The sequence below is a fragment of the Nocardia sp. NPDC127526 genome (assembly GCF_042672265.1).
Classification (GTDB): domain Bacteria; phylum Actinomycetota; class Actinomycetes; order Mycobacteriales; family Mycobacteriaceae; genus Nocardia.
Genome location: NZ_JBHXVO010000007.1, coordinates 280,064 through 305,538 on the forward strand (window position 1 = coordinate 280,064; position 25,475 = coordinate 305,538).

The 25,475-nt window shown below is 69.2% G+C and carries 6 protein-coding genes (1 of these 6 cut by a window edge); 2 read left to right on the forward strand and 4 right to left on the reverse strand.

Annotation, left to right across the window (positions count from 1 at the left end; all coding sequences use genetic code 11):
* From ACFVIV_RS15910 to mftF, 4 genes are all read right to left on the reverse strand, one after another.
* Positions 1-1,223, reverse strand: partial view of a non-ribosomal peptide synthase/polyketide synthase gene (locus ACFVIV_RS15910; RefSeq protein ID WP_379196759.1) — the 5' end (the start) only. Its footprint begins 24,634 nt before the window's first position; 1,223 of the gene's 25,857 nt are visible here — the first part of the coding sequence; its start codon is at positions 1,221-1,223; its stop codon lies off the left edge, out of view.
* Positions 1,223-19,846 (reverse strand): non-ribosomal peptide synthase/polyketide synthase, encoded by an 18,624-nt coding sequence (locus tag ACFVIV_RS15915; RefSeq protein ID WP_379196761.1) that lies wholly within the window; start codon positions 19,844-19,846, stop codon positions 1,223-1,225. Before ACFVIV_RS15915 ends, ACFVIV_RS15910 begins: the two co-directional genes overlap by 1 nt.
* 488 nt (positions 19,847-20,334) lie before the next feature.
* Complete coding sequence (locus ACFVIV_RS15920) at positions 20,335-21,687, reverse strand: GAF domain-containing protein (RefSeq protein WP_379196763.1); 1,353 nt, start codon at positions 21,685-21,687, stop codon at positions 20,335-20,337.
* A gap of 294 nt (positions 21,688-21,981) precedes the next feature.
* Positions 21,982-23,382, reverse strand: a complete 1,401-nt coding sequence (gene mftF / locus ACFVIV_RS15925) for a mycofactocin biosynthesis glycosyltransferase MftF (RefSeq protein WP_379196765.1) — start codon at positions 23,380-23,382, stop codon at positions 21,982-21,984.
* A 279-nt stretch (positions 23,383-23,661) separates the two neighbouring features.
* Here mftF and mftR2 point away from each other — a divergent pair, with 279 nt between their 5' ends.
* Together mftR2 and ACFVIV_RS15935 are read left to right on the forward strand one after the other, a co-directional pair.
* Positions 23,662-24,282, forward strand: coding sequence for a mycofactocin system transcriptional regulator MftR2 (gene mftR2 / locus ACFVIV_RS15930; protein WP_379196767.1), 621 nt, complete (start codon positions 23,662-23,664; stop codon positions 24,280-24,282).
* 41 nt (positions 24,283-24,323) lie between these two features.
* Entirely contained in the window at positions 24,324-25,379 is a 1,056-nt protein-coding gene (locus ACFVIV_RS15935) for a 2Fe-2S iron-sulfur cluster-binding protein (RefSeq protein WP_379196768.1), read from the forward strand.
* Positions 25,380-25,475 lie beyond the last annotated feature (96 nt).

A 25,475-nucleotide genomic window follows, 5' to 3' on the forward strand; every position in this document is an offset into this window, starting at 1 on the left:
GCCGCCGCGGTGGCGGCCGGCAGCGCCTCGCCGGAGGCGAAGACCACGCGCAGCGCGTCCGGCACGCCCTCACCCGCCCCGGCCACGAAGACCGCCAGCATGGACGGCACGAAATGCGCGACGGTAATGCCGTACTCGGTCATGGTGCGCAGCAGATACGCCGGATCGCGATGCCCCTCCGGCTCGGCGATCACCAGCCGCGCGCCGACCTGCAAGGGCCAGAAGAACTCCCACACCGAGACATCGAAGGTGAACGGAGTCTTCTGCAGGACGGCATCGTCCTCGTGCAGCCGATACATGCGCTGCCGCCAGCGCAGATTCGCCACGATGGCACGGTGCGAGACCGCGACTCCCTTGGGGCGTCCGGTGGAGCCCGAGGTGAAGATGACGTAGGCGATATTGTCCGACAACGGTTGCAGGGCATAGAGATCCACGGATGGTGACAGCTGATCGCCGGACGCCTCGGAAGCCTGTGCGGCAGCCTCGAACTCGTCGATGCGCAGGACCGGCACGGCGGCATCGAATTCCGGCTCGTCGGCTGTGGTGGTGAGCACCAGCGCCGGGGTGGCCACCGACAGCACATACGACAACCGCTCGACCGGATGATCCGGATCCAGCGGCACATACGCGCCACCCGCCTTGAGAATGGCGTACATGCCGACCAGCAATTCGACCGATCGTCGAACGGCCAAGCCCACCAGCACATCCGGGCCCACGCCCGAGCCTGCCAGCCGGCGGGCCAGCCGATCCGCGCGGGCATCCAACTCGGAATATGTCAAACATTCGTCGCGGAACTGCACCGCCACCGCGTCCGGTGTGCGCCGCACCTGCTCCTCGAACAGCGTGGCCAGCGTCTCCACCGGCGCCAGCCGCGGGGTCAGCACCCCGGCCGCCGCCGCGACGGCATCGTCGAGCAGCTCCCCCAGCACCCGCGCCAGCGCGCCCTCCTCCCCCTCCATGAGCGCGGGCAGCGCGCCCGACACCACCACTTGAACGAGCGCCTCGGGTTCCAGCGCACCGCCCATGGCCTCGGTCAGCACATCCAGTTCCGTGGCGAGCGCCGCGTAGCACACGGTGGCGTCCGCGTGCCGCACGGCAATGCGCTCCGGTTCCAGCGCCGCCACCGTCTCGATCAAGAGCGGCAGATCCGCGATGCCGTAGGCGCTGCGCAGCGCCGCATTGTTTCCGTACCTGCCGAGGGCGACCGACTCCGCATTGGACATCAGAGGGCTCCTTCCGATTCGAGATCAGATCGAAGGACCACCGCCTGCGCCTCGCCGGACAGCGTGCGCAGGACTTCGGACAGGCCGCCCGCACCCAGGGCGGCCAGAATGCCGGGCACCAAACCGGCCAATGCGACATTCACCAGTGCTTCCGGTTTCGCCGCCGCGCCCATGGAACGGGCAACGGCGGCGATCTTGGTGGCGAGATCGCGGTAGCTGACGATGTGATCGCCGTGCCGGACGGCGATCGCATCGGGGGTGAGCTCCGCCGCGGCGGCAATGAGCGCCGGGAGGTCGGCCGGGGCGACGTCGGCGGCGCCACCGGTCGCGGACCGTGCCGGGCCGGACTGCTCGGCCGCGGTACGAATATCGATGGCGCGCACCGTGATCGCCGGATCGGCGGCCACCGTCTCGAGCACCCGGACCAGTCGCTCCGCACAGCGGCGCACGGTCTCGGCGTCGAAAATATCGGTGGCATAGGTGAATTGCATGCGCAATCCGGTGACGCGCCCGTGTTCGCCGTACTGCTCGACTGCGGTGAGCTGCAGATCGAACTTGGCCTCGGCCGGCCGGGGTTCCAGCACCTCCACCGCGAGACCGGGCAGCGCGATCGCGCCGGCCGGCATGTTCTGGTAGGTGAACAGCACCTGGAACAGCGGCGTGTGCGCGCTGGACCGGGACCGGCCGGAACCGGACAGCACGGCCTCCACCACACGCTCGAACGGCACGTCGGCGTGTGCGAGGGCGGCCAGATCGCGGTCGCGCACCTGCCGCAGCAAATCGTGGAAGGGCGCTCGCGCGTCGATATCGGTGCGCAGCACCACCGTGTTCACGAACATGCCGATCATGTCGTCCAGCGCCCGATCACCACGACCTGCCACCGGCGTGCCGACTGCGATGTCGTGCAGGCCCGACAGCTTCGACAGCAGGACGGCGAATCCGGCGTGCAGCACGCCGAACAGCGTGGTCTCGTGTGCGCGGGCCACCGCTACCAGGTTGGAGGTGAGATCTGCACCGATCTCGCAATCGACTGTCGCGCCACGCATATCCCGCCGTGCCGGACGGGGCCGATCGGTGGGCAGCGGCAGATGGTCCGGCACACCGGCCAATTCATCGGTCCAGAACGCCAGCTGCCGTGACAGCACGCTCCGCGGATCGTTGTCGTCACCGAGCACCTGCCGCTGCCAGTCGCTGTAATCGGCGTACTGAATCGGCAGCGGTTCCCAGGCGGGCACGTCACCGCGCGCCCGGCTCGTGTAGGCGAGCACCAGATCCCGCGTCATGGGCGTGACCGAGTAGCCGTCCGCCGCGATGTGATGCAGAACCACGACCAGCACATGCGCCTCGGCACCGTCGACCAGCAGCCGCACCCGCACCGGCGGCTCGGCGGTGACATCGAAGCCTGCGGCCATGATGTCGGCGATCCGCTGTTCGATGTCCCGGCCGTCGTCCGGGACCGGCTCGAGATCGAGCCGGAGGTCGGTCACCGGAAGCACCTGCTGCACCGGCTCGCCGTCCACTTCCGGGAATCGGGTGCGCAGAATGTCGTGGCGGCCCAGCACGTCCAGCAATGCGGCGTGCAGAGCGTCCCGATCCAGCGCGCCTGTCAGGCGAATCGCGGCGGGCACGTGGTAGGCCGTCGAATCCGGGTGCAGCCGGTTGACCACCCACATCCGCTGCTGCGCCAGCGACAGCGCCGCGGGTCCGGTCGTACTGCGGCGCACAGGAACCGGGCGCGCATCACGCGCGTCGGCGCTCGCTAAACGTTCGGCCAGTCCCGCCACCGTCGGCGCTTCGAAGACGGCTGCCACCGGCACGTGCACGCCCAGGTCCGCACCCAGCCGGGCCACCAGCCTCGTCGCCATGAGCGAATTTCCGCCCAGCGCAAAGAAATCGGAATCCAGCCCCGGAACGTCTGCCAACTCGGCGACCTCGGCGAACGCCGCCGCCACCAGCCGCTCCAGCCGCGTCACCGGTTCCCGGTGCACCGCCGCGGCGAACACTGGCTCCGGCAGCCGTGGGCGATCCACCTTCCCATTGGCGTTGAGCGGCAATGCATCCAGCACCACGATTGCCGCCGGAACCATGTACTGCGGCAGGCCCGCGACCAGTGCGGCACGCAATTCCGCGGCGACTTCGTCGTAGCGCTCCGGTTCGGCGTCCGGCACCGCCGCATAGGCGACCAGCCGAGCGCCCGCCGCGCCGGTGCGAGCCACCGCGACCGCCGCCGTCACACCCTCCTGCCGGCGCAGCACCGTCTCGATCTCACCGAGCTCGATGCGATGGCCACCGACCTTCACCTGGAAGTCGGCGCGATCCAGGTACTCCAGGCTGCTATCCGCACGCCACCGCACGATATCGCCGGTGCGGTACATGCGACCGTCGGCCTCCGCCCCGGCGGGATGGAAGGGATCGGCGACAAAGCGTTCGGCGGTACGGGCAGCGTGCGCGTGATAGCCACGGGCCAACTGCGCACCGGACAGGTACAGCTCACCCGGAACTCCGACGGGCACCGGCTGCAAGCGAGCATCGAGGACATAGCACCGGCTGTTCCAAGCCGGTGTGCCGATCGGCACCGTATGCGCAGGCGGCTGCCGCACCTCGTATGCGGTAATCGACACCGCGGCCTCGGTAGGCCCGTACAGATTGAAAAGCCCTGCGGCGGACTCACTCCCGGACGGATGCCGGTCGAGGAACTCCGCTGCGGTGGCGGCAGGCAGCGCCTCACCGATGGTGAGCACCGCCCGCACCGAAGCGGGCAGCGGCCCAGCGGTCAGCAACATGCCGAGCAGCGACGGAACCGGATGCAGCACCGTGACGCCGTACGCGCTCATCAGCTCGCGCAGCCGGTCCGGATCCCGCTCGTCACCAGCCGCGCTGACCACCAGCCCACCGCCGGTAACCAGCGGCGACCAGAACTCCCACACCGACAGATCAAAGGTCGCGGGCGTCTTGAGCAGCGCCCGATCCGCCGGCCCCAGCCCGAACGTGGTCCGCAGCCACTGCAATTGGTTGACAATGGCGGAATGCGGGACCGCCACGCCCTTGGGCGCACCGGTCGACCCCGAGGTGAAGATGACATACGCCGGATGAGCCGCCCGCAATGGGCACACCCGCTCACCGTCGGCGATCGGCGCACCCGAGTACCCCGTCAGGTCGAGCTCATCGACCCGCAGCACCTGCCCCGTCATTCCGGCGTGCTTTTGGCCGGAATCCACACCAGCACCGAAATCCACGACATCGTGTGGATCCCGGCCAAGAAGCGCGCCGGGATGACGATGGGAGTCGACCTCGAACCCGTCTCGACTCGTGGTCAGCACGCAGACCGGCGCGGCCGTCTCGAGCACATACGCGATCCGGTCGGCGGGATGATCCGGATCGATCGGCACATACGCCCCACCGGCCTTGACCACCGCGTACATCGCGACAACCAGCTCGACGGACCTCCGCATAGCCAGCGCCACAGTCCGCTCCGGCCCGACCCCGCCCGCAATGAGCCACCGCGCCAGCCGATTCACCCGCGCATCGAACTCGGCGTAGGTCAAAACCTCGCATCCTCCGTCATCCCGGCGTGGTTGTGGCCGGGATCCACCGCGAGGTTCCGGCCGAGAGCCCGCCGGAATGACGAGGGCGGGGGCAGCCGGTGTGCTCGCGACCTGGGCGTCCACCAGGTCCGCGAGGGTATGGCCGGGGACCGGGTGGGTGGTGTCGTTCCACTCGACCAGCATCCGATGCCGCAGCTCCCCGCCCAGCAGATCTATTGCGCCGATCCTGGTTTCCGGTTCGGCGGCAATGGTTTCCAGGACCCGGCGCAGCGCGTCGGCGAACCGGGCCGCGGTGGCGGCGGTGAACAGGTCGGTGGCGTAGCGGAGGGTGAGGTCGACGCCGGTGGGGGCGCCGGTGTCGGAGTAGTGGTCGATCGCGAACAGGTGCAGGTCGAATTGGGCTGTGTCGTTGTCGAATTCGATATCCGAGATGTCCAGACCGGGGAGGTGCAGGGTGGCTCGGGCGTGGTTCTGGAAGGACAGGCCGACTTGGAACAGGGGGTGGCGGGCGGTGGAGCGCGCCGGGTTCAGGACCTCGACGAGGCGTTCGAAGGGGACGTCGGCGTGGGCGAAGGCGGCGATATCGGTGGTGCGCACACGGTCGAGCAGGTCCGTGAACGGTTCGGCGGGGTCGATGCCGGTGCGGAGCACCAGCGTGTTGACGAACATGCCGATGATGTCGTCGAGGGCGGCTTCGCCGCGGCCCGCTATCGGGGTGCCGACCGCGATATCGGCGCTACCCGAGAGGCGGGCCAGCAGTGCCGCGAAGGCCGCGTGCACCACCATGAACAGCGTTGCGCCCCGGCGACGGCCGACCTCGGCAAGACGGGCGTGCAGTTCCGCGTCGATCGGGAAGTCGACGTGGGTGCCGCGCAGGCTCTGCCGGGCCGGGCGCGGGTAATCGGTGGGGAGGTCCAGCTGTTCCGGCAGCCCGGCGAGGGCATTGCTCCAGTACGCGATCTGCTGCGCGGCAACCGATTCGGCATCGTCTTCGGATCCCAGCAGGGTCCGCTGCCAGAGGGCGTAGTCCGCGTACTGGGCCGCCAGCGGCGACCAGACCGGCGCTTCGCCCGCCAGCCGCGCGCCGTAGGCGTGGATCAGGTCGCGGACGAAGGGGACGATCGAGGAGCCGTCCGCCGAAATATGGTGCAGCGCAGCGGCAAAGACGTGCTCGCTCGGGTCGGTATCGGTGATGCGGAACAGTCGCAGTCGTACCGGGACCTCGGTGGTGACATCGAATCCGGCGGCGACCAGATCCAGCATTCGCTGCGGCAGTTCGGCTTCGGTGATGTCCACCGGGATCAGCGGCTGCGCGGCGTCCTCGGCGGGCAGGATCACCTGGGCCGGACCGTTGGCGGTCTCGGGGTAGACGGTGCGCAGGGTCTCGTGCCGTCCGATCACATCCCCTACCGCGGCCCGCAATGCCTCCACGTCGAGCGCGCCGGAGGCCGAGCGGAGCCGCAGTGCGAGGGGAATGGTGTACGCGGTGGAGGTGCGGTCGAAGCGGTTGAGGAACCACATGCGTTGCTGGGCGGGTGATAGCGGCAGCCGGTCGGGACGCTCGCCCGCGACCAGTGGGGGACGCGCCGACTCCGCGCCGGCGCCGATACGAGCCGCGAGTTCACGCACCCGGGAGGATTCGAACAGCGCCCGCACCCCGACGGTGGCGCCGAGCACCCCGCCGATCCGGGCGACCGCCTTGGCCGCCAGCAGCGAACTTCCACCGAGGGCGAAGAAGTCGTCGTCCGAGCCGACTCGGTCCAGGCCGAGCAGTTCGGCGAAGACGCCCGCCACGATCTCCTCGGCCAAGGTCGCGGGCCGCCGGTAGACGGCGGTCTCGAACACCGGGTCCGGCAGTGCAGCGCGATCGAGTTTTCCGTTGACGGTCAACGGGATTCGATCCAGCAGCACGAGGGCGGCGGGGACCATGTGCTCGGGCAGCCGCCGCGCCACCGCCTGCCGCAGCGCGGCCGTATCGACGTCGGCCGCGCCGGCCACGACGTAGCCGACGATCCGGTCTTCGTCCACGGCCGCGTCCCGGCGCACCGCGACCGCTGCCTGCCGAACGCCCGGCTGCTCCAGCAGCGCCTGCTCGATCTCACCGAGCTCGACCCGGAAGCCGCGCAGGTTCACCTGCTGGTCGGCGCGCCCGAGGTATTCCAGCTCACCGTCCGCGGTCCAGCGCGCCAGATCGCCCGAGCGGTAGGTCCGCGATCCGGCCGGGCCGTACGGGTCGGCCACGAAGCGCCCGGCCGACAGGGCGGGGCGGGCGAAGTAACCGCGCGCCAATTGCCCGCCGGAGACATAGATTTCACCGGGCACCCCGACCGGCACCGGCCGCAGCCGGGAGTCCAGCAGCCGCAGGGTCAGACCCGCGAGCGCGCCGCCGATGGCGCTGGCCGAGCCGTCCTCCGGCCCGACGGCCCGGTAGGACGCGTGCACCGTGGTCTCGGTGATGCCGTACATGTTCACCAGGACCGGACGCTGCGGACGCCGAGCGAACCAGCCGCGCAAGCGATTCGGCTCCAGCGCCTCGCCACCGAAAATCACGACCCGCAGCGCCAGCTCCGGATGCGACTCCGCGTCGGCGGAAATGAGCTGGTAGAACGCCGACGGGGTCTGGTTGAGCACCGTAACCCGTTCGGCAGCCAGCAATTCCAGAAACTGCTGTGGTGATCGCGAGGTGAGGTAGTCGACCACCACGATGCGCCCGCCGTACAGCAGCGCGCCCCACAACTCCCACACCGAGAAGTCGAAGGCGTAGGAGTGGAAGAGCGTCCACACATCCGACGGACCGAAACCGTATTCGCGGTGCGTATTGTCCAGCAGCCGAATCACATTGCTGTGCGGCACCATTACGCCCTTCGGGCGGCCGGTGGAACCGGAGGTGTAGATGACGTACGCGGTGTTCTCCGGCCGCAGCGCGCCGCGCCGGTCGGCATCGGTGACCGGGGCGTCCGAAAAGCCGGACAGCTCAGCGGTATCCAGATCGATGACCGGACCGCCGAACCAGCCCGCGGGCAACTGGGCGGCGGCGCTGGTGACCGCGCACACCGGACGCGCGTCGTCCAGCACGTACTCGATGCGGTCCGCCGGATAGTTCGGATCGATCGGCAGGTAACCGCTCCCGGACTTGAGCACCGCCAGCAGCGCCACCACCACATCGGCGGTCCGCGGGAGCGCCACGCACACCAGCGCTTCCGGTCCCGCGCCGGCCGCGATGAGCCGGCGCGCCAGCCGGTTCGAGCGGGCATCGAGCTCCGGGTAGGTCAGCGTGATCTCCCCCGCCCGGACCGCCACGGCCTCCGGATCGATGCGCGCGGCCGTCGCGAAACGCTCCGCGATGGTGACGGTTTCGGCGATATCCGCATCGCCCACCGGCCATTCGTAGAGCCCGCGCCGCTGCTCCTCGGCGCTCAACAGCTGAATATCGCCGACCGCGACCGTGCGGTCGGCGGCCACCGCCGCCAGCACCTGCTCGAACCGGCGCGCCAGCACCGCAATGCTGCCCGCGTCGAAAAGGTCCCGGGCATAGGTGATTTCGACATCCATGCCACCGGCGCGGCCGTCCGCGCCGACGACTTCGGTGACGGTGAACTGCAGATCGAACTTGGCCACGCCCGCATCGATCTGCTCCGGCCGAATCCGCAGGCCGGGCAGTTCGAGGGCGGGCAGCGGGAAATTCTGGAAGGTCAGCCCCACCTGGAACAGCGGATGCCGATGCTGCGATCGCGCCGGGGCCAGCACCTCCACCAACCGCTCGAACGGCACGTCCGCATGCGACAGCGCGGCGATATCGTCCGCCCGCACCATGTCCAGGACGGTGTCGAAACCGGCCCGCGGATCCACCTCGGTGCGCAGCACGAGGGTGTTCACGAACATGCCGACCAGACCGTCGAGGGCCTGCTCACCGCGCCCGGCGACCGGAGTGCCGATGGCGATATCGGCACTGCCCGACAGGCGGGACAACAGGACCGCGAGCGCCGCGTGCACGGTGCTGAACAAGGTGGTGTCCTGTTTGCGCGCCAGCTCGGTGAGTTCACCGTGCAGGTCGGAATCCACCGCGAGGCGATGGGTGCCGCCGCGATGCGAGGACACCGCCGGCCGGGGGCGATCGGCGGGCAGATCCAATTGTTCGGGCAGACCGGCCAGCCGGTCCCGCCAGTACGCCAGCTGACGGTGCGCCACCGTCTCCGGATCGTCGTCCGCGCCCAGGGTTTCGGCCTGCCACAGCGTGTAATCGGCGTACTGCACGGGCAGCGGCTCCCAGCCCGGAGCCTGGCCCGCGTGCCGGGCCGTATAGGCAGTCATCAGATCACGAGCGAGCGGACCGAGCGAATAGCCGTCGGCGCCGATGTGATGCAGCACCAGCACCAATGCGTGCTCGGTCGGCGAGACCGTGAAAAGCGCGGCCCGCAGCGGTGTTTCGACGGTCAGGTCGAACGGCTCGGCGGCGGCTGCGGCCAACCTCGCGGGCAGGTCCGAGGCCGCGATCGGCTCGGCCGCCAATGCCGGAACCTGTTCGGCGGCAGCGAGAATCACCTGTTCCGGCCCGTCCGGTCCATCCGGATGAACGGTGCGCAGCGTCTCGTGCCGCGCCACCAGGTCCGCCAGCGCCGACCGCAGCGCCGCCTCGTCCAGATCCCCGGAGAACCGGATGACCAGCGGAATATTGTCAGCGGCCGCACCGGGCCCGGCGCTGTCCTCCGTGGCCCAGTACCGGTTGAGGAACCACATGCGCCGCTGTGCCGCGGCCAGCGGAATCCGTTGCGGGCGTGGATCCATGGCACGCAGCGGCAATCTCCCGCCCGCGCCCGTCGACGCTTGCGCGTAGTTCGCCAGCGCCGCCACGGTACGGGCCTCGAACAGGGCACGCACCGGAAGGTCGCAGTCCAGGGCCGCTCCGATGCGCGCAGCCGCGCGGGCCGCCAGCAGCGAACTCCCGCCGAGTGCGAAGAAGTCGTCGTCCAGCCCCACGCGCGCGACGCCGAGCAGCTCGGCGTAGACCTCGGCCACCGCGACCTCGGCCGGGGCGCCGGGCGCCCGATAGGCCACCGTCCCGAACACCGGCGCGGGCAATGCCGCCCGATCGAGTTTGCCATTGACGGTCAAGGGGATTCGCTCGACCAGCACGATGGCGGCGGGCACCATGTGTTCCGGCAACCGACCGGTCAGGGCCTGCCGCAGCACCCCGGTATCAGGTGCGGCATCCCGTTCCGCCGGAACCACGTACCCGACAATCCGATCCTCATCCACCAGACCGTCGTGCCGCACCACCACCGCGGCCTCCCGCACGGTGGCCTCCGCCAGCAGCGCCGCCTCGATCTCACCGAGTTCGATACGGAACCCGCGCAGGTTCACCTGCTGATCGGCGCGGCCCAGATACTCCAGCTCACCACCGCTGGTCCAGCGCGCCAGATCGCCGGACCGGTAGGCGCGCGATCCGGCGGGCCCGTGCGGATCGGCCACGAACCGGCTCGCCGACAAGGCCGGACGCGCGAGATAGCCCCGCGCGAGCTGCCCACCGGAGACATAGATTTCACCGGGCACGCCGACCGGAACCGGCCGCAGCCGCGCATCCAGCACGCGCACGGTCAGACCCGGCAGCGGACCGCCTATGACACTGGCCGCACCCGTACCGGGCGCCATGCTCCGATACGACACGTGCACCGTGGTCTCGGTGATGCCGTACATGTTCACCAGCGCCGGAGCCTGCGGGTGCCGGGCGAACCAGCCGCGCAGCCGCTGCGGTTCGAGCGCCTCACCGCCGAAGATCACGTATCGCAGCGCGAGCTCGCCGTGCGCCTCGGTATCGGCGGCGACGAGCTGGTAGAAGGCCGACGGCGTCTGATTGAGCACGGTCACCCGCTCGGCGGCGAGCAGTTCCCGGAATTGCCGTGGTGAGCGCGAGGTGAAGTAGTCGACCACCACCACGCGCCCGCCGTACAGCAGCGCGCCCCACAGCTCCCAGACCGAGAAGTCGAAGGCATAGGAGTGGAACAGCGTCCACACGTCCGAGGCATCGAATCCGAAGCGGTCGTGCGTATTGTCCAGCAGCCGAATCACATTCCGGTGCGGGATCACCACGCCCTTGGGGCGACCGGTCGAACCGGAGGTGTAGATGACATAGGCGGTATGCGCCGGATCGAGCGGCGACCGCCGGTCCCGATCGGTGATCGGCCCCTCCGGATAGCCCGCCAGATCCACGGTGTCCAGGTCGATGACGGTCCCGTCGAACCACGCCGCGGGCAGCTGTGCCGCGGCATTGGTAACGGCGCACACCGGGCGCGCGTCATCGAGGACGTATTCGATCCGATCCGCCGGATAGTTCGGATCGATGGGCAGATATCCGCCGCCGGCCTGCACCACCGCCAGCAGGGCGACCACCAGCTCGACGGACCGCGGAAGCGCCACGGCCACCAGCGATTCCGGGCCGACTCCGGCGGCGATGAGACGACGGGCCAACCGGTTGGCGCGCGAGTCGAGCTCGGCGTAGGTCAGCGTGACATCGCCCGCGCGCACCGCGATCGCCTGCGGATCGATCCGCGCCGCCGTGGCGAAACGTGCTGCGACAGTCGTGTTCTCGGCGATATCCGCACCGGTGACCGGCCAGTCGTGCAGTACCCGCTGCCGCTCCCCTGCGGTGAGCACCTCGATATCGTCGACGGCGATCATCGGATCGGCCGCCACCGCCCGCAGCACTCGCTCGAACCGCTCCGTCAGCACCGCGATGGTCTCGGCATCGAAAAGATCGGTGGCATAGGTGAATACCGCGTCGAGCGCGCCGGTCTCCCCCGCCGCACCGGAGTGCTCACGCACCGACAGCTGGAGATCGAACTTGGCGGTGCGGGTGTCGATATTCAGCCGCGATACCGCCAGCCCGGCCAGCTCGAGCTCGGCCTGCGCGGTGTTCTGGAAGTCCAGCACCACTTGGAACAGCGGATGCAAGCCGGGCGACCGGACCGGCGCCAGTGCCTCCACCAACCGCTCGAACGGCACATCCGCATGCGCGAACGCCCGCAGATCCGCTTCCCGCACCGCCGCCACCAGGGCGGCGAACGACTGTCGCGGCAGCACCTCGGTGCGCAGCGCGAGAGTGTTCACGAACATCCCGACCAGCCCGTCGAGGGCCTGCTCACCGCGGCCCGCTACCGGCGTCCCGATCGAAATATCCTGCTGCGCCGATAGTTTCGAGAGCAGAGCGGCGAAGGCGGCGTGCACCACCATGAACAGCGAGGCCTGGTTGCGCTCCGCGAGTTCCAGCAGGCTCCGGTGCAGCGACGCGTCGAGGGTGAAGCCGTGGGCCGCGCCCCGTCCGGAGACGGAGGCCGGGCGCGGCCGATCCGCCGGCAAGGGCAATTCCGGTGCCAGCCCGGACAATTCGTCCCGCCAGAATCCGAGCTGCCGGGACAGCAGCGATTCCGGATCATCGGCGCTTCCCAGCAGCTCGCGCTGCCACAGCGTGTAATCCGTGTACTGCACCGGCAGCGGTTCCCATTGCGGGGCGTCTCCGGCCCGGCGAGCGGCGTACGCGCTCATGAGATCCCGGGTCAACGGTGCGATGGACCAGCCGTCCGCCGCGATGTGGTGCACCGCGAACACCAGCACGTGCTCCTCGCCGCCGCGGTCGTCCGCCGCCACGCGCAGCAGGGCCAGCCGCAGCGGCACCTCCTCGCTCACCGCGAAAGGCCGTGCGGCAAGGGCCTGAATGCGCTCGTCCAGCAGGTCCGCGCCGATGGCCTCCGGGGTGAGATCCAGCCCGACCGCGGAGACCGGCAGGACCCGCTGATAGCCGATGCCGTCCACCGCCGGATACACGGTGCGCAGCGCCTCGTGCCGCTCCACCACATCGGCGAACGCGGCGGCCAGAGCGGCCTGGTCGAGTGGACCGCTGAGCCGGATGGCGGCGACCAGATTGTCCGCCACCGAGGCGCTGTCGAATCGATTGAGGAACCACATGCGCTGCTGCGCGTAGGACAGCGGCACCGGATCCGCCCGCCGGTCCGCCCGCACCCGGGCCACCAGCGGCTTGCGGTATTCGGCCGCACCACGTCGCAGGCGATCGGCCAGTCCGGCCACCGTCGGATATTCGAACAGGGCGCGCACCGGCACATCGGCTGCCAGAACGTCCGCCAGTCGCGCCGAAATCTGGGTCGCCACCAGGGAATTGCCGCCGAGGGCGAAGAAGTCGTCGTCGAGGCCGACCCGGTCCACGCCGAGCACCTCCGCGAAGACCCGCGTGACCGCGCGTTCGGCACGAGTGGCCGGGGCGCGGAAGGCGCGAGCGCGTAGTTCCGGTTCGGGCAGGGCCTTGCGGTCCAGCTTGCCGGAGGCGGTGAGGGGCATATAGTCCAGGCGCACGTAGGCGGTGGGAACCATGTACGACGGGAGGGCCGCGCGCACCCGGTCGCCGAGAATGTCGGTGAGCTCCGCCTCGGGCAGATCGGTGACCACATAGGCCACCAGGAGTTCGCCGCTGTGGTGCTTGTGCACGGTCACGGCGGCCGCGCGCACATCGGCCGCGGCGGTGAGCGCGGCCTCGATATCGCCGAGCTCGATGCGCTGACCGCGCAGTTTCACCTGGAAGTCACTGCGGCCCAGGTATTCCAGCACGCCGCCACGGGTGCGGCGCACCAGATCGCCCGTGCGGTACATGCGCGAACCAGCCGGTCCGTACGGGTTCGCGACAAAGCGCTCGGCGGAGAGATCGGCGCGGCCGTGATAGCCGCGCGCCAGCTGCACGCCGGACAGGTACAGCTCGCCGATCACGGTGTCGGGCACCGGCTGCAGCCGCTCGTCCAGCACGTACACCCGATTGCCCGCGACCGGGCGGCCGATCGGCACCGGACCGGTTCCCTCCGGATCGACCGGCGCATGGGTGGCGTGCACGGTGAATTCCGTGGGCCCGTACAGATTGTGCAGTTCGGCCCTGCTCACCGTCGCGAAACCGGCGGCGGCCTCGCTCGTCATGGCCTCGCCGGCGACGAGCACCGCGCGCAGCGAAGCGAGTTCGTCCGCCCGCGCCGCGCTCGCGAACACCGCCAGCATGGACGGAACGAACGAGGTCATGGTCACGCCGTACAGCGCAATGGTCTCCGCCAAGTAGGCGGTATCGCGGTGCCCGTCGTGCTCGGCCACCACCAGGCGACCGCCTCGGCACAGCGGGGCGAACAGCTCCCACACCGAGACATCGAAGGTGGCGGGCGTCTTGAACAGCACCACCTCGTCGCGGTCGATACCGTATTCGGCGGCGATCCAGTCGATCTGGTTGGCGACCGAACAATGGCGCACCGCCACGCCTTTGGGGCGTCCGGTGGATCCGGATGTGAAAATCACGTACGCCAGCGCATCCGGGTGCAGCGGTCCGCCGCGTTCGTCATCCGCGACCGGATCGGCGGCGAAGCCGGACAATTCGGCGGTATCCACCGCGACCACGCGAATGCGCTCGCCGTCGCCGCGAGCGTCCGCATCCGCCCGCCAGCCGTCGGCCGAGGTGGTCAAAATGCATACCGGCTGGGCGGTTTCAATAACGTGCCGGAGCCGCGCGGCAGGCTGATCCGGATCGACCGGGACATACGCCCCACCCGCCGTGAGCACGGCATACGCGGCGAGGACGAACTCCGCCGATCGGCGCATACCCAGCACCACCAGGGCGTCCGGACCGACCCCGAGCGAAACGAGCAGCCGGGCAAGCCGGTTGACGTGCGCGGACATCTCCCCGTAGGTGAGCAGCCAGGGGCCGTCGATCACGGCCACCGCGCCGGGGGCGCGCCGCACCTGTTCCTCGAAGGCGGCGACCACGGTCCGCACTCCCGTTGCCGCCGGGAGCGCCGGAGCCGCACCGGATTCCAGCACCCGGCGACGCTCATCGGCGGCCAGCAGCGGCAGTTCGGCAACCAGGGTTTGCGGGGCGGTGCCGACGGCATCGAGCAAACGCACGAACCAGGTGGCGTACTCGGCGATGGTGGCGCGGGAGAACAGATCCAGTGCGAAGCTGAACTCCGCCTGGATCCCCGCCGGTGCCGGACCTTCCCCGGGACCGGCACCGGCGAAGCTTTCGGTGACCGCGACCGAGAGGTCGAACTTGGTCACTCCGGTGTCCAGCGTACCTGCCGTGGCAAGCAATCCGGGCAGTTCGACACCGATATTCCCCGCACCGGTAAAGGCCAGCATGACCTGGAACACCGGGTGACGGGCCTGTGACCGGGCCGGATTCAGTACTTCGACGAGTTGCTCGAACGGTGCGTCGGCATGTGCGAAGGCAGCGAGGTCGGCCTCCCGCACCTGTGCCAGCAAACGGGTGAACGGCGCCCGCGCATCGACCCGCGTGCGCAGCGGCAGCGTATTAACGAACATACCGATCAGTTCGTCCAATTCGCGCGCACCCCGGCCACCCACCGGCGTCCCGATCACCACATCAGCGGAACCGGACAACCGCGACAGCAACACAGCCAACGTCGCATGCACCAGCATGAACGTCGAAACACCCTGTGCCCGTGCAGTATCCGCTATCCGAGCATGCAACTCCGCCGGCAGTTCGATCGTGTGCACCCCGCCGCGTCCACTGGCCACCGGCGGCCGCGCCCGATCCGCCGGCAGATCGATCTGCTCCGGCGCCCCGAACAGCGCATCGGTCCAGAACTCCAGCTGCCGCCCCAGCAACGACTCCGGATCCTCCGCCGCCCCCAGCCTCTCCCGTTGCCACAGCGCATAATCCGCATACTGCACCGGCAACCCCACCCACCCCGGCCCCCGCCCCTCCCGCCGCGCCCCATACGCCTCCGCCAAATCCCGCGCCAGCACCCGCAGCGATAGCCCATCCGCCGCAATGTGATGCAACACAACCGCCAGCGCATACTCATCATCACCGACCTGAAACAGCCTGGCGCGGAAGGGAATCTCGCTCTGCAGGTCGAAACCCGCCGCCGCGAACTCCCGCAGCTCCCCCTCCAGCGCCGCAGCCACCAGCGCGGCAGTGCCGTCGGCGACCGGCGGGGCAGTACTATCCGCCTCCCGCGCGGCAAAGTCATCCCCCACCCGCGCGGCAGAGCCATCCACCACCCCCGCAGCAGAGTCATCCGCCGCCCCCGCAGCAGAGCTGCCTACCACCCGCACGGCGAAGTCATCCGCCACCCGCGCAGAGGAATCATTCCGCGCGGCGGACGAGTCAACGACGCCGCGGAGAGAATCCGGCAGTATGGACGCTGGTGATTCGTTGCCGCTCAGCAATACCGCTGCGGCGATGAGCGATTCCACCGGACCGAGCGGAGAAACCTCGTCCGGGCGCAGAATGCGCTGGTGGGCGGTGCCGTCGGCGGACTGTGGGAAGACGGTGCGCAGCACCTCGTGGCGGGCGAGCACGTCCGTCAGGGCGGCGCGGAGCGCGTCGACCTCGAGTACACCGCGCAGGTGCAGGACGAACGGCATGTTGTAGCCGGCGCTGGAGCGTTCGAAGCGGTTCAGGAACCAGATGCGCTGCTGGGCGGGAGAGAGCGGCAGCACCTCCGGGCGCGGCCGGACCTCCAGAGCGGGACCGGCTTCGGCATCCTCGTCGAGAAAGCGATCGCCGATCAGCGCCGCCAGTTCGGCAACCGTGGTGGCGGCGAACAACTCCCGCACACCGAGGCGGCAACCCAGTTCCGCCCCGAGCCGCGCCGCCACCTGAGTGGCGATGAGGCTGTTGCCGCCGAGGGCGAAGAAGTCGTCGTCCAGCCCGATCCCATCACACTGCAGCACCTCGCCGAAGATGCGCGCCACGGCCCGCTCGACCACCGACTCCGGCTCCCGGTACTCCACCGCCGCGCGCTGCGGCGCGGGCAGCGCGGCTCGATCCAGCTTCCCGGAAGCATTGAGCGGCAACGCCTCCAGCAGGACATACGCCGACGGCACCATATAAGCGGGCAGCGCGGCGGCAGCCGCGGACCGCAGCCGCGCGGCATCCACCACAACGGCCGTCGCGGCCTGTTCACCAGCCACTCTTGCGGCAGCTATCGGCCCGGCAATGTCCTCCATAGAGGCGTTCTGCCCAGCGGCGGCCCCGGCGGCGATGCCCTTTGCAGCAGCCACCTTGGCGGCAACCCCCTGCGTGGCAGCGGCATCGGCCGCATCACCCTGCGCGGCAACGGCATCGGCCGCAACGCCCTGCGCGGCAACGGCATCGGCGACGCGCTCGGCCGGTGCAGCGATCGCGGCGGGCACGACGTAGGCGACCAATTGGTCCTCGCGCACCACCACAACGCACCGGCGCACGCCCTCCACCGCGCTCAGCACCGTTTCGATCTCGCCGAGTTCGATTCGCAGGCCGCGCAGTTTCACCTGGAAGTCGGTGCGGTCGAGGTAGAGGAGTTCGCCGGTGGCGCTCCAGCAGACCAGGTCGCCGGTGCGGTACATCGATGAACCCGGATGCCCGTGGCCCTCGGCGCCGGCGAAGGGGTCGGCGACGAATCTCTCCGCGGTGAGCGCCGGGCGCGCCACATAGCCCCGGGCGAGCTGAACCCCCGACAGATACAGCTCACCCGGGGTCCCTATGGGAACCGGCCGCAGACGTGAATCGAGCACGTACAGCCGGGTGTTGGACACCGGTGCGCCGATCGGCACACCCGCGATATCCAAGTCGGTGACCTCGTGGAAGGTGACGTCAACCGCCGCCTCCGTAGGACCGTACAGATTGTGCAGGGCGGCGCGGGTCAGCGCCCGCAACCGCTGCGCGGTGGCCGCGGGCAGCACCTCACCCGAGGCGAAGAGCATCCGCAAAGCCATAGTTTCCATGGCTTTCGCGGCCGCGAGCTCATCGGCGAAGATCGACAGCATGGACGGTACGAAATGAGCGACCGTCACACCCGTGCGGACCATGAGGTCCGCCAGGTACACAGGGTCGCGATGGCCCTCCGGCGTGGCCAGCACCAGCCGCGCCCCGACCTGCAAGGGCCAGAAGAACTCCCACACCGAGACGTCGAATGTGGACGGCGTCTTCTGCAGCACCACATCGTCCGCGGTCAGCCGGTATTCCGCCTGCATCCACCGCAACCGGTTCACAATGGCCGCGTGGCTCACGGCCACGCCCTTCGGACGACCGGTCGAACCGGATGTGAAGATCACGTACGCGGTATTCGCGGGGCGCAGCGGAGCGATCCGCTCGGCATCCCCAACCGGCGCACCCGAGTAGCCCGACAGATCGAGCCCATCGACGCACAACACCGCCCCCGTCGTTCCGGCGTGGGTTTGGCCGGAATCCGCGCTGGCAGCATCACCGGCACCGTGTGGATCCCGGCCAAGAAGCGCGCCGGGATGACGACGCGAATCGACCTCGAAAAGGCCACGGGTGGTCAGCACGCAGACCGGGCGCGCGGTCGTCATGATGTGCGCGGTGCGCTCGGCGGGATGCCCGGGATCCAGCGGCACATACGCCGCCCCGGCCGCCTGCACCGCATAGATCGCCACCACCAGCTCGGGCGATCTCGGCAGCTGCAGCGCGACCAGGTCCTCCGGCCCGATGCCGAGCGAAATCAGGTGGCGAGCAAGCCGATTCACGCGCTCGGACAGCTCCGCATAGGTGAGCTCACACCCGCTGTCCGGGCTGGACAGCGCCGCCCTCTCCGGGGTGCGCGCCGCCTGCTCGGCGAACATCGACACCAGCGTCCCGCCGCCGAGCTCCCGCCCGGTGTCGTTCCAGATCCGCAGGCTCACCTCGCGTTCCAGCTCGGTGGCGGCCCGCACCCCGGCCACCGGCGTGCCCGGATCGGCCGCGAGCAGCCGCTCCAGGAAACCCACGAAACGCGCGTGGTGCCGGGCGATATCGTCGCCGCCGTACAGATTCGGATTCGCCTCCAGCTCGAGCACCACCTGCTCGGCGCCCGCGTGATACAGCTGCAGGCTCAGGTCTTCGACCGGCCCGGTGGTGAGCACGTGATAGCGCGCCTGCGCATCGGCCAGCGGCAGGCTGAGATCGAACAGCATGATGTTGACCAGCGGACCGAACAATGCCCGCCGGGTCTGCTGCCCGGCACGATCGGCATCACGGCGAATGTCCTCGTGCCGGTAGCGCTGATGCCGCAGCGCGGCGGACAATTCGGCCCCGGTCGCGGCCAGCAGCGCACCCCAGGTCAGGTCCGCGCCCACCGCGATGCGCAGCGGCACGATATTGGAGAGCATGCCCGCCGAACGCCGCGTCAGCGCATCCGTGCGCGCGGTCACGGGCAGGCTGAGCACCACCTCGTCGCGATCGGTGAGCCGGGCCAGATAGGCGGCGAAGGCCGCCAGCACCACCGTCGCCACCTTCGAGTTCCCCTCGGCGGCAACCTCTTTCAGTCGATCCAGCAGCCGCCGCGGCAGCTGCCGCCCGAACCGCAGATTGGCCGGCGCGGCCCCGGCGACCCGCCGCACCAGCGTGGTGGCCTCCAGTCCGCGGACCCGCTCGGCCCAGTACTCGCGATCCTCGGTGAACCGCGCGCTGTCGCGATACTCCGCTTCGGCCGCCACCAGTTCCCGCATGCTCCCGGGCGCGATATCCGAAGGCGGCGTACCGCGCATCCGCGCGTTGTAGAGCTCGGCAATGCGCATCGTGTTCGTGAGCGCGCCATAGCCGTCCAGCATCAGATGATGGGTGCGCAGATACCAGAACCAGCGCTGCTCCCCGACCCGCAGCACCGCGCCCGCGAAATGGCGATCCCGCAGCAGATCCACCGGCGCGGTGTAGTCGGCGCGCATCCAGTCCTGCGCGGCGGCAATCGGATCGGCGGCCGCGCGCAGATCGATCAGCGGAATCCGGACCGGTTGCCCCGGGTCCAGGACCTGCCGCGGCTGCCCGTCGCATTCCACCAGCCGCATCTGCACGGCCTCGAATTCGCACAGCGCGTCCAGGTGCGCCCGCTCCAGCACGGCGAGGTCGAGGTCGCCGCGCACATCCAGATACTGCGCGACATTGATCGGCACATCCGGTTCCAGCAGCTGGGCGTACCAGAGGCCCAGCTGGGCCGGTGTGAGCGGAAACGATTCGTCGGTATCATGGTGCAGCCGTTGATCTTTCGCCTGATCACCCGCGCCGCCCGGTCCCATCCCACCCAACTCCGTACCTCGCACCAGAGCCTCCCTAGAACTCGCGAAATGCTGTGTGGCCGAATGCTTCAGGGCACGGCGAAATAGACCTGGGGTACCGCTTGCCACGGCCGCCAGGTCGCGGAATATCGCACCGCCCTGGGTGATTCGACGAAGGCGCGAGCGTCCGCACCGACGCCGCGCGTGATCCGACTACTGCTGGAACCGGCCGGTTTTGTTCGGTGTAAACCGACCGGGATGCGGGTGCCTCCGGGTCATCCGCATCGAGGATGTCCTGCTGTGGTTCGCCTCCAACTCGACCGACGAACGCGGCTGCCGGGCCGCGCTGTCACTTGCATTACATGGATGCCCTCCATGTATCGCGAAGACTAGGCGGTCGGTGAATAAAACGGAACTTTTTCCCGAAAAAAAGTTGGACGAGCGTCTAGTTGGTCGCCGAAGGGTGCGACGAATGTGGGTGCGACCACATGAGTGAACAGCGGTGTGACCGACTGCACTTTTGGATGCGAAGACTATGAGTCGAAACGTTGCATCTGCGTTGCATCGGCGCCCATGCGCCGATCCAGCACCCGTATCTTGGCTTCTATCTGCGCATACAGCGGCGAATCCCGATCCACGGCAGCGCGATACACCGCCCAGGCGGCCGCATCGTCACGCCCTTCCGCGCCCGCGGTCCAGCGACTGAGGACCGCCGCGTCACCCGAGCGCAACACCGCGGTGCGCAGTCGCACGCGCAACTCATCGCGAATGTCTATAACTCCAGGCGCAGTCGAGCGCGGCAGCGCGGGGCCCGTATAAAGCCGGACAGCCGCATGAACATCCCCCGAATCGAGCGCGGCGCGCAATGCCTCGACATCCGTGGCGATCGGGACGCGCAACCGATAAGGGCGCGAACCGAAGACATTCGACCCCACCACCGACCGCAGCCGCGACATGGCCGCGCGAATGGTGGCATTGTCCAGATCGGCATCATCGAGCAGCAGCGCCAGGTGATCGGCGGACAGCCCCTCGGGATGCTCGGCCAGCAGCAGCAGGATCTCGGCATGCCGCTGCGACAAGGGAACTCGCTCCCCCGCCACCGTCAATTGCGGCTGCCCCAGCCCGAGCACCTCCAGCCCGAGCCGCTCCGGCGCCGGCGCGTCCGCGCCCGCGCGGCGGTCCTGCCCGGAGCGCACGGCGGCCAGCAACAGATCCATCTCGGCCGCCGTGGCCGCGGCCTTCACCAGGGCCAGGATCTCCGGGCGCGCCACCCGCACCCCGCCCGCGATCATGAGCACGCCGGCCAGGCGGCCGTCCGGATCATGAACGGGCGCAGCGGCTCCGGTGATCTGATGCATGCGATGCAGGAAGTGCTCCGGCCCGTGGATCCAGGCCGCGCGGCCGGTGCGCACCACCAGGCCGACGGCATTGGTGCCGATCCGGCGCTCGCTCAGGTCGTTTCCCTCGCGCAGGCCCGCCGCCGCGACCGCCTGCACCCGATCCGTGGTGCCGTGCACCGAGAGCACCCGGCCGAACTGATCGGCGACCACCACGATGAGCCCGGTGCTGGTGGCGTCCTGCAGCAGCAGCTTGTCCACCAGCGGCATGACCGAGGCGATGGGATGGGCGTCGCGATAGCGCTCGAGGTCGGCGCCGCGCAGGCCGCGGCCGTCGCCGTCGTCCATGGGATCGACGCCGCCGCGCAGGCTGCGCAGCCACGATTCCAGGACCATGGGACGCAGCAAACCGGGCAGCTGACCTAGTTGTTCGCCGCCCACACTGAGGTATCCGTGGGCTTGTGCGGCATAGGCCTCCAGCGCGCCGAGCTGGGCGCCGGACTCGGCGCCGTGCTGCGGAGGGCTCCCACCTGCGATGTTGCTGACCATTTGCCTTTCTTTCCGCCCCAAAGAGTACCGGCGCGAAAGCAATCGATAGGGCGAAGCCGATCGTTTGTCCGGCAGGTCACATGGCGACGGCCACTCACCGAAATGTGAGCTAGGCAGCACTTTGTTAAACACGGCTTAGTCAGTTGGCTCGTGGGTATACGAGAGGGGTTGGGAGACGCGCCGATTCGCGGGCAAGTATCTCCCGGCGCGGCGGCAGTATCCAGCTCAGTGCCGCGGCAGCATCCAGCTCAGCGCGGCGGCAGGGTCCTTCTCAGTGCGGCGGCAGGGTCCTTCTCAGTGCGGCGGCAGGGTCGGCCGCAGCGCGTCGGCGCTGCGGGCCCGGGTCGCCCCCCGCCACAAACCGGCGCCGTAGGCGATATCGTCCAGGCGCTTGCAGGCCACGTACCGGGCCGGATCCAGACTGCCCGCCTCACGGTGAATGAACCAGTCCGCCAAGCCATCCGCCACCGCCACGGTCAGCGCGATATGGCGAATCCGGCGCGAGCACAACATGCCCAGCAGCGTCACCGGCCAGTAGTCGCGGCACAGCGCCGAGGCCAATCTCCAGACGCCGCCGGTGAAGCCGCGCGCCATATAGATCGCCGCGACCCGGGTCGGATTGTCGAGCTCGGCGAAGACCCGGCGTAGCCGGAACAAGGTGGCGACCAGCGTCAGCGCACCGCCGAACAGACCCCAGCGGGTGAGCGTGCCCAGCAGCAGCGCCGTCACCGCCGTCCAGATCGGGATCGACAGCGGCGCCGCCATTCCGGCATGCCGCTGCCCCAGCGGCGCCACCCCGGTGCCGTGGGTCATCTTGTGCGCGAACCACTTCCGCAGGGTCACCGGATTGCTGTGCGCGACCCGGGCGGCCGGCTCGTAGCGCAGCCGCCACCCGGCGCGGTCCAGCCGCCAGCACAGGTCGATATCCCCGCCCGCCGCCATGGATTCGTCGAAGCCGCCCTCGGCCAGCAGCGCAGCGCGGCGCACCAGCAGCGCGGTGCTCGGCACGTACGGCACCGGGCCGTGCGCCTGCACGGCGGATTCGCGGCGCCCCCGATGCAGCGAACCCCGAGTGTGCTCATAGCGGGCCAGCAGGGTCGAATCCGGATCCGCGGCCAGGATGCGCGGGGCCACCAGCGCCACCTTGGGATCGCTGAAATGACCCAGCATGACCTCCAGCCAGCCGGTGCGCGGCACCACGTCCGGATCCAGGAAGGCCACGAATTCGGTTGCGGCGGCGCGCAGTCCGAAGTTGCGGGCGGCGGCCGGGCCGTGCCGCCGATCGCGGCGCAGCACCGTCACCCGGCAGCGGGTGCCGCGCGAGGCCGGGACCCGCACCGGACGATCGGAGCCGTCGTCGACCACGATCACGGTATGGCCGCGCAGGGCCGCGAGCAGCCGGCTCAGGCCCGCGCCGTCATTGTGCACCGGCACGATCACGGTGACGTCCTCGACCGCGGGCAGCAGCCGCGGCCGCGGATTCGCGACACCGGAATCGAGCAGTCGTCTGGCAACCCGAGCCGACGTAGGGCCGGTCACTTCGAGGTATCCATCACCGATCATGGCCGCAGCTTCCGGCGCGAGTCGGAGCAACCGGGTCGGCGAGCCACCGACCAGGAACCGTCCACCGGAATAAGTGCGCACCCTGGGATCGATTCGCACCCCGAAACCATCGGGAAGTCGATCATGGCGCATTCCTGGAATGCTAAGGCAGCACACATCCAGCAATCATGATTGGCGCGCCGCCCGCTGCACGGATAACGGGACAAGCCGGGACGGTCCACCCGAGCGGAACCCGCACGGCACCCGGCGCTCTAGACTGCTGGAGGAAAATCAGCAGTTGAACAGGCATGAGACGAATTCCGCGGCACGCCCCCGGACAACCGCGATGCCTATCGAGCTGCGTCCACAGCGTTGCGCTTATCAACGCTGTGCCTATCAACGAGTGGCCGAGGTGGTATGGGAGTCGGGCGTATGCAGACAAGCGGGGGCGGCAACACCCTCTCGGAAGCAGAAATCGTCGAGGCCGCCCTGCGGGTGGTCCGCCAGGACGGCGTGGAGAAACTGTCCATGCGCCGGCTGTCCCGCGAACTCGGCGTTTCCCCGATGGCCCCGTATTACTACGTCGCGGACAAACGCGAGCTACTCGACCTGGTCGCCACCGCCGCGCTCACCGGAGTGCGGAAGCCGCCGGATGATTCCGGCCCGTGGCAAATGCGGCTGCGCGACCTCATCGATCAGATCGACGAGAAATTGCGCAAGCACCCGGGTCTCGGCGATGTGCTCATCGAGCAGATGCTGGGCAAACAGCTCGATCTCATCGCGGCCGTGATGGAAATCCTGTTCGACGCCGGATTCAACGATCGCAATGTGCTCGCGGCGTATGCGACCATCCACACCTATCTGTTCGGCCGCTCCAAGGTGAACCCGCGCGACCGCACCGGACTGCACGATCGGGCGCTGCCGGAGGCGGTGGAGCGGGCCACCAAGCATATGGCGGACCTGCGCGGGAAATACTCTTACGACTTCTCCATGGACGTGCTGGTCGCCGGCTTGGAGGCCCAGCTTGTCCGGCAGCGCGACGGGCACGTATAGTGAAACTAGAACACGTTCTAGTTTCGGTTCGAGAGGACACTATGACCACCGTCGACGTACCGCACAGCTCGCGATCGGCCGTGCTGCGGGTCTCCGCGGTCATCAACGAGACGGCCGACTCCTGCTCGCTGGTATTCGACGTCCCCGAGGACCTGCGCGAGCGCTTCACCTACCAGCCGGGCCAGTTCCTGACCCTGCGCATCCCCAGCGAGCTCACCGGGTCCGTGGCGCGGTGCTACTCGCTGGCGAGCTCGCCGCACACCGATGACAAGCCCAAGGTGACCGTCAAGCGCACCGCCGACGGATACGCGTCGAACTGGGTGTGCGACAACGTGACCGCGGGCCACGAGCTCGAGGTGCTGCCGCCCTCGGGCGTCTTCACGCCCAAGAACCTGGACGAGGACCTGCTGCTGTTCGCGGCCGGCAGCGGCATCACGCCCGTCATGTCGATCCTGAAATCGGCGCTGGCGCGCGGCAACGGTCGCATCGTGCTGGTGTACGCCAATCGCGATCACGACAATGTGATTTTCGCGCGCGAGCTCCGCGAACTGGCCGACAAGCATCCGCAGCGGCTGGTCGTGATCCATTGGCTCGAACATCTGCAGGGGTTGCCCACCGCCGATTCGCTGGCCACCCTCACCGCGCCGTATACCGCGTACGAGGCATTCATGTGCGGGCCCAAGCCGTTCATGGATCGCGTGCACGACGCGCTCGCGCAACTCGGCGTGCCGCGCAATCGCACCCACGCCGAGGTCTTCAATTCACTGTCCGGCGATCCGTTCGCCGATGTGGCGCCCGCGGAAATCAGCGAGGAGGAAGCCGCCGACGCCGCGACCGTCGAAGTCGAACTCGACGGCGAAACCCACGAATTGAACTGGCCGCGCAAGCAGACGTTGGTCGACATCATGCTGGCCAAGGGCATCGACGTGCCCTACTCCTGCCTCGAAGGCGAATGCGGATCCTGCGCCTGCACCGTGGTCGAGGGCACCGTGGAAATGGAGAACGCCGAAATCCTGGACCCCGAGGACATCGCCAACGGCTACATCCTCGGCTGCCAGGCGCGGCCGGTCACCGACCACCTCAAGATTCAGTTCTGAATCCACGGCAAGAACAGTGGGGCCCCCCGCGCCAGAGTCCCCGCGGCCCCCAGAGGGAGGGGGTTGAAGGGGGTGGCCCCGTACTCCCACAGAGTT

Excerpts from the sequence above, each read along its gene's own strand:
- mftF (WP_379196765.1), bottom strand. The coding sequence starts at position 23,382 with ATGCGCCATGATCGACTTCCCGATGGTTTCGGGGTGCGAATCGATCCC.
- mftR2 (WP_379196767.1), top strand. The coding sequence starts at position 23,662 with ATGCAGACAAGCGGGGGCGGCAACACCCTCTCGGAAGCAGAAATCGTC.
- ACFVIV_RS15935 (WP_379196768.1), top strand. The coding sequence starts at position 24,324 with ATGACCACCGTCGACGTACCGCACAGCTCGCGATCGGCCGTGCTGCGG.
- ACFVIV_RS15920 (WP_379196763.1), bottom strand. The coding sequence starts at position 21,687 with ATGGTCAGCAACATCGCAGGTGGGAGCCCTCCGCAGCACGGCGCCGAG.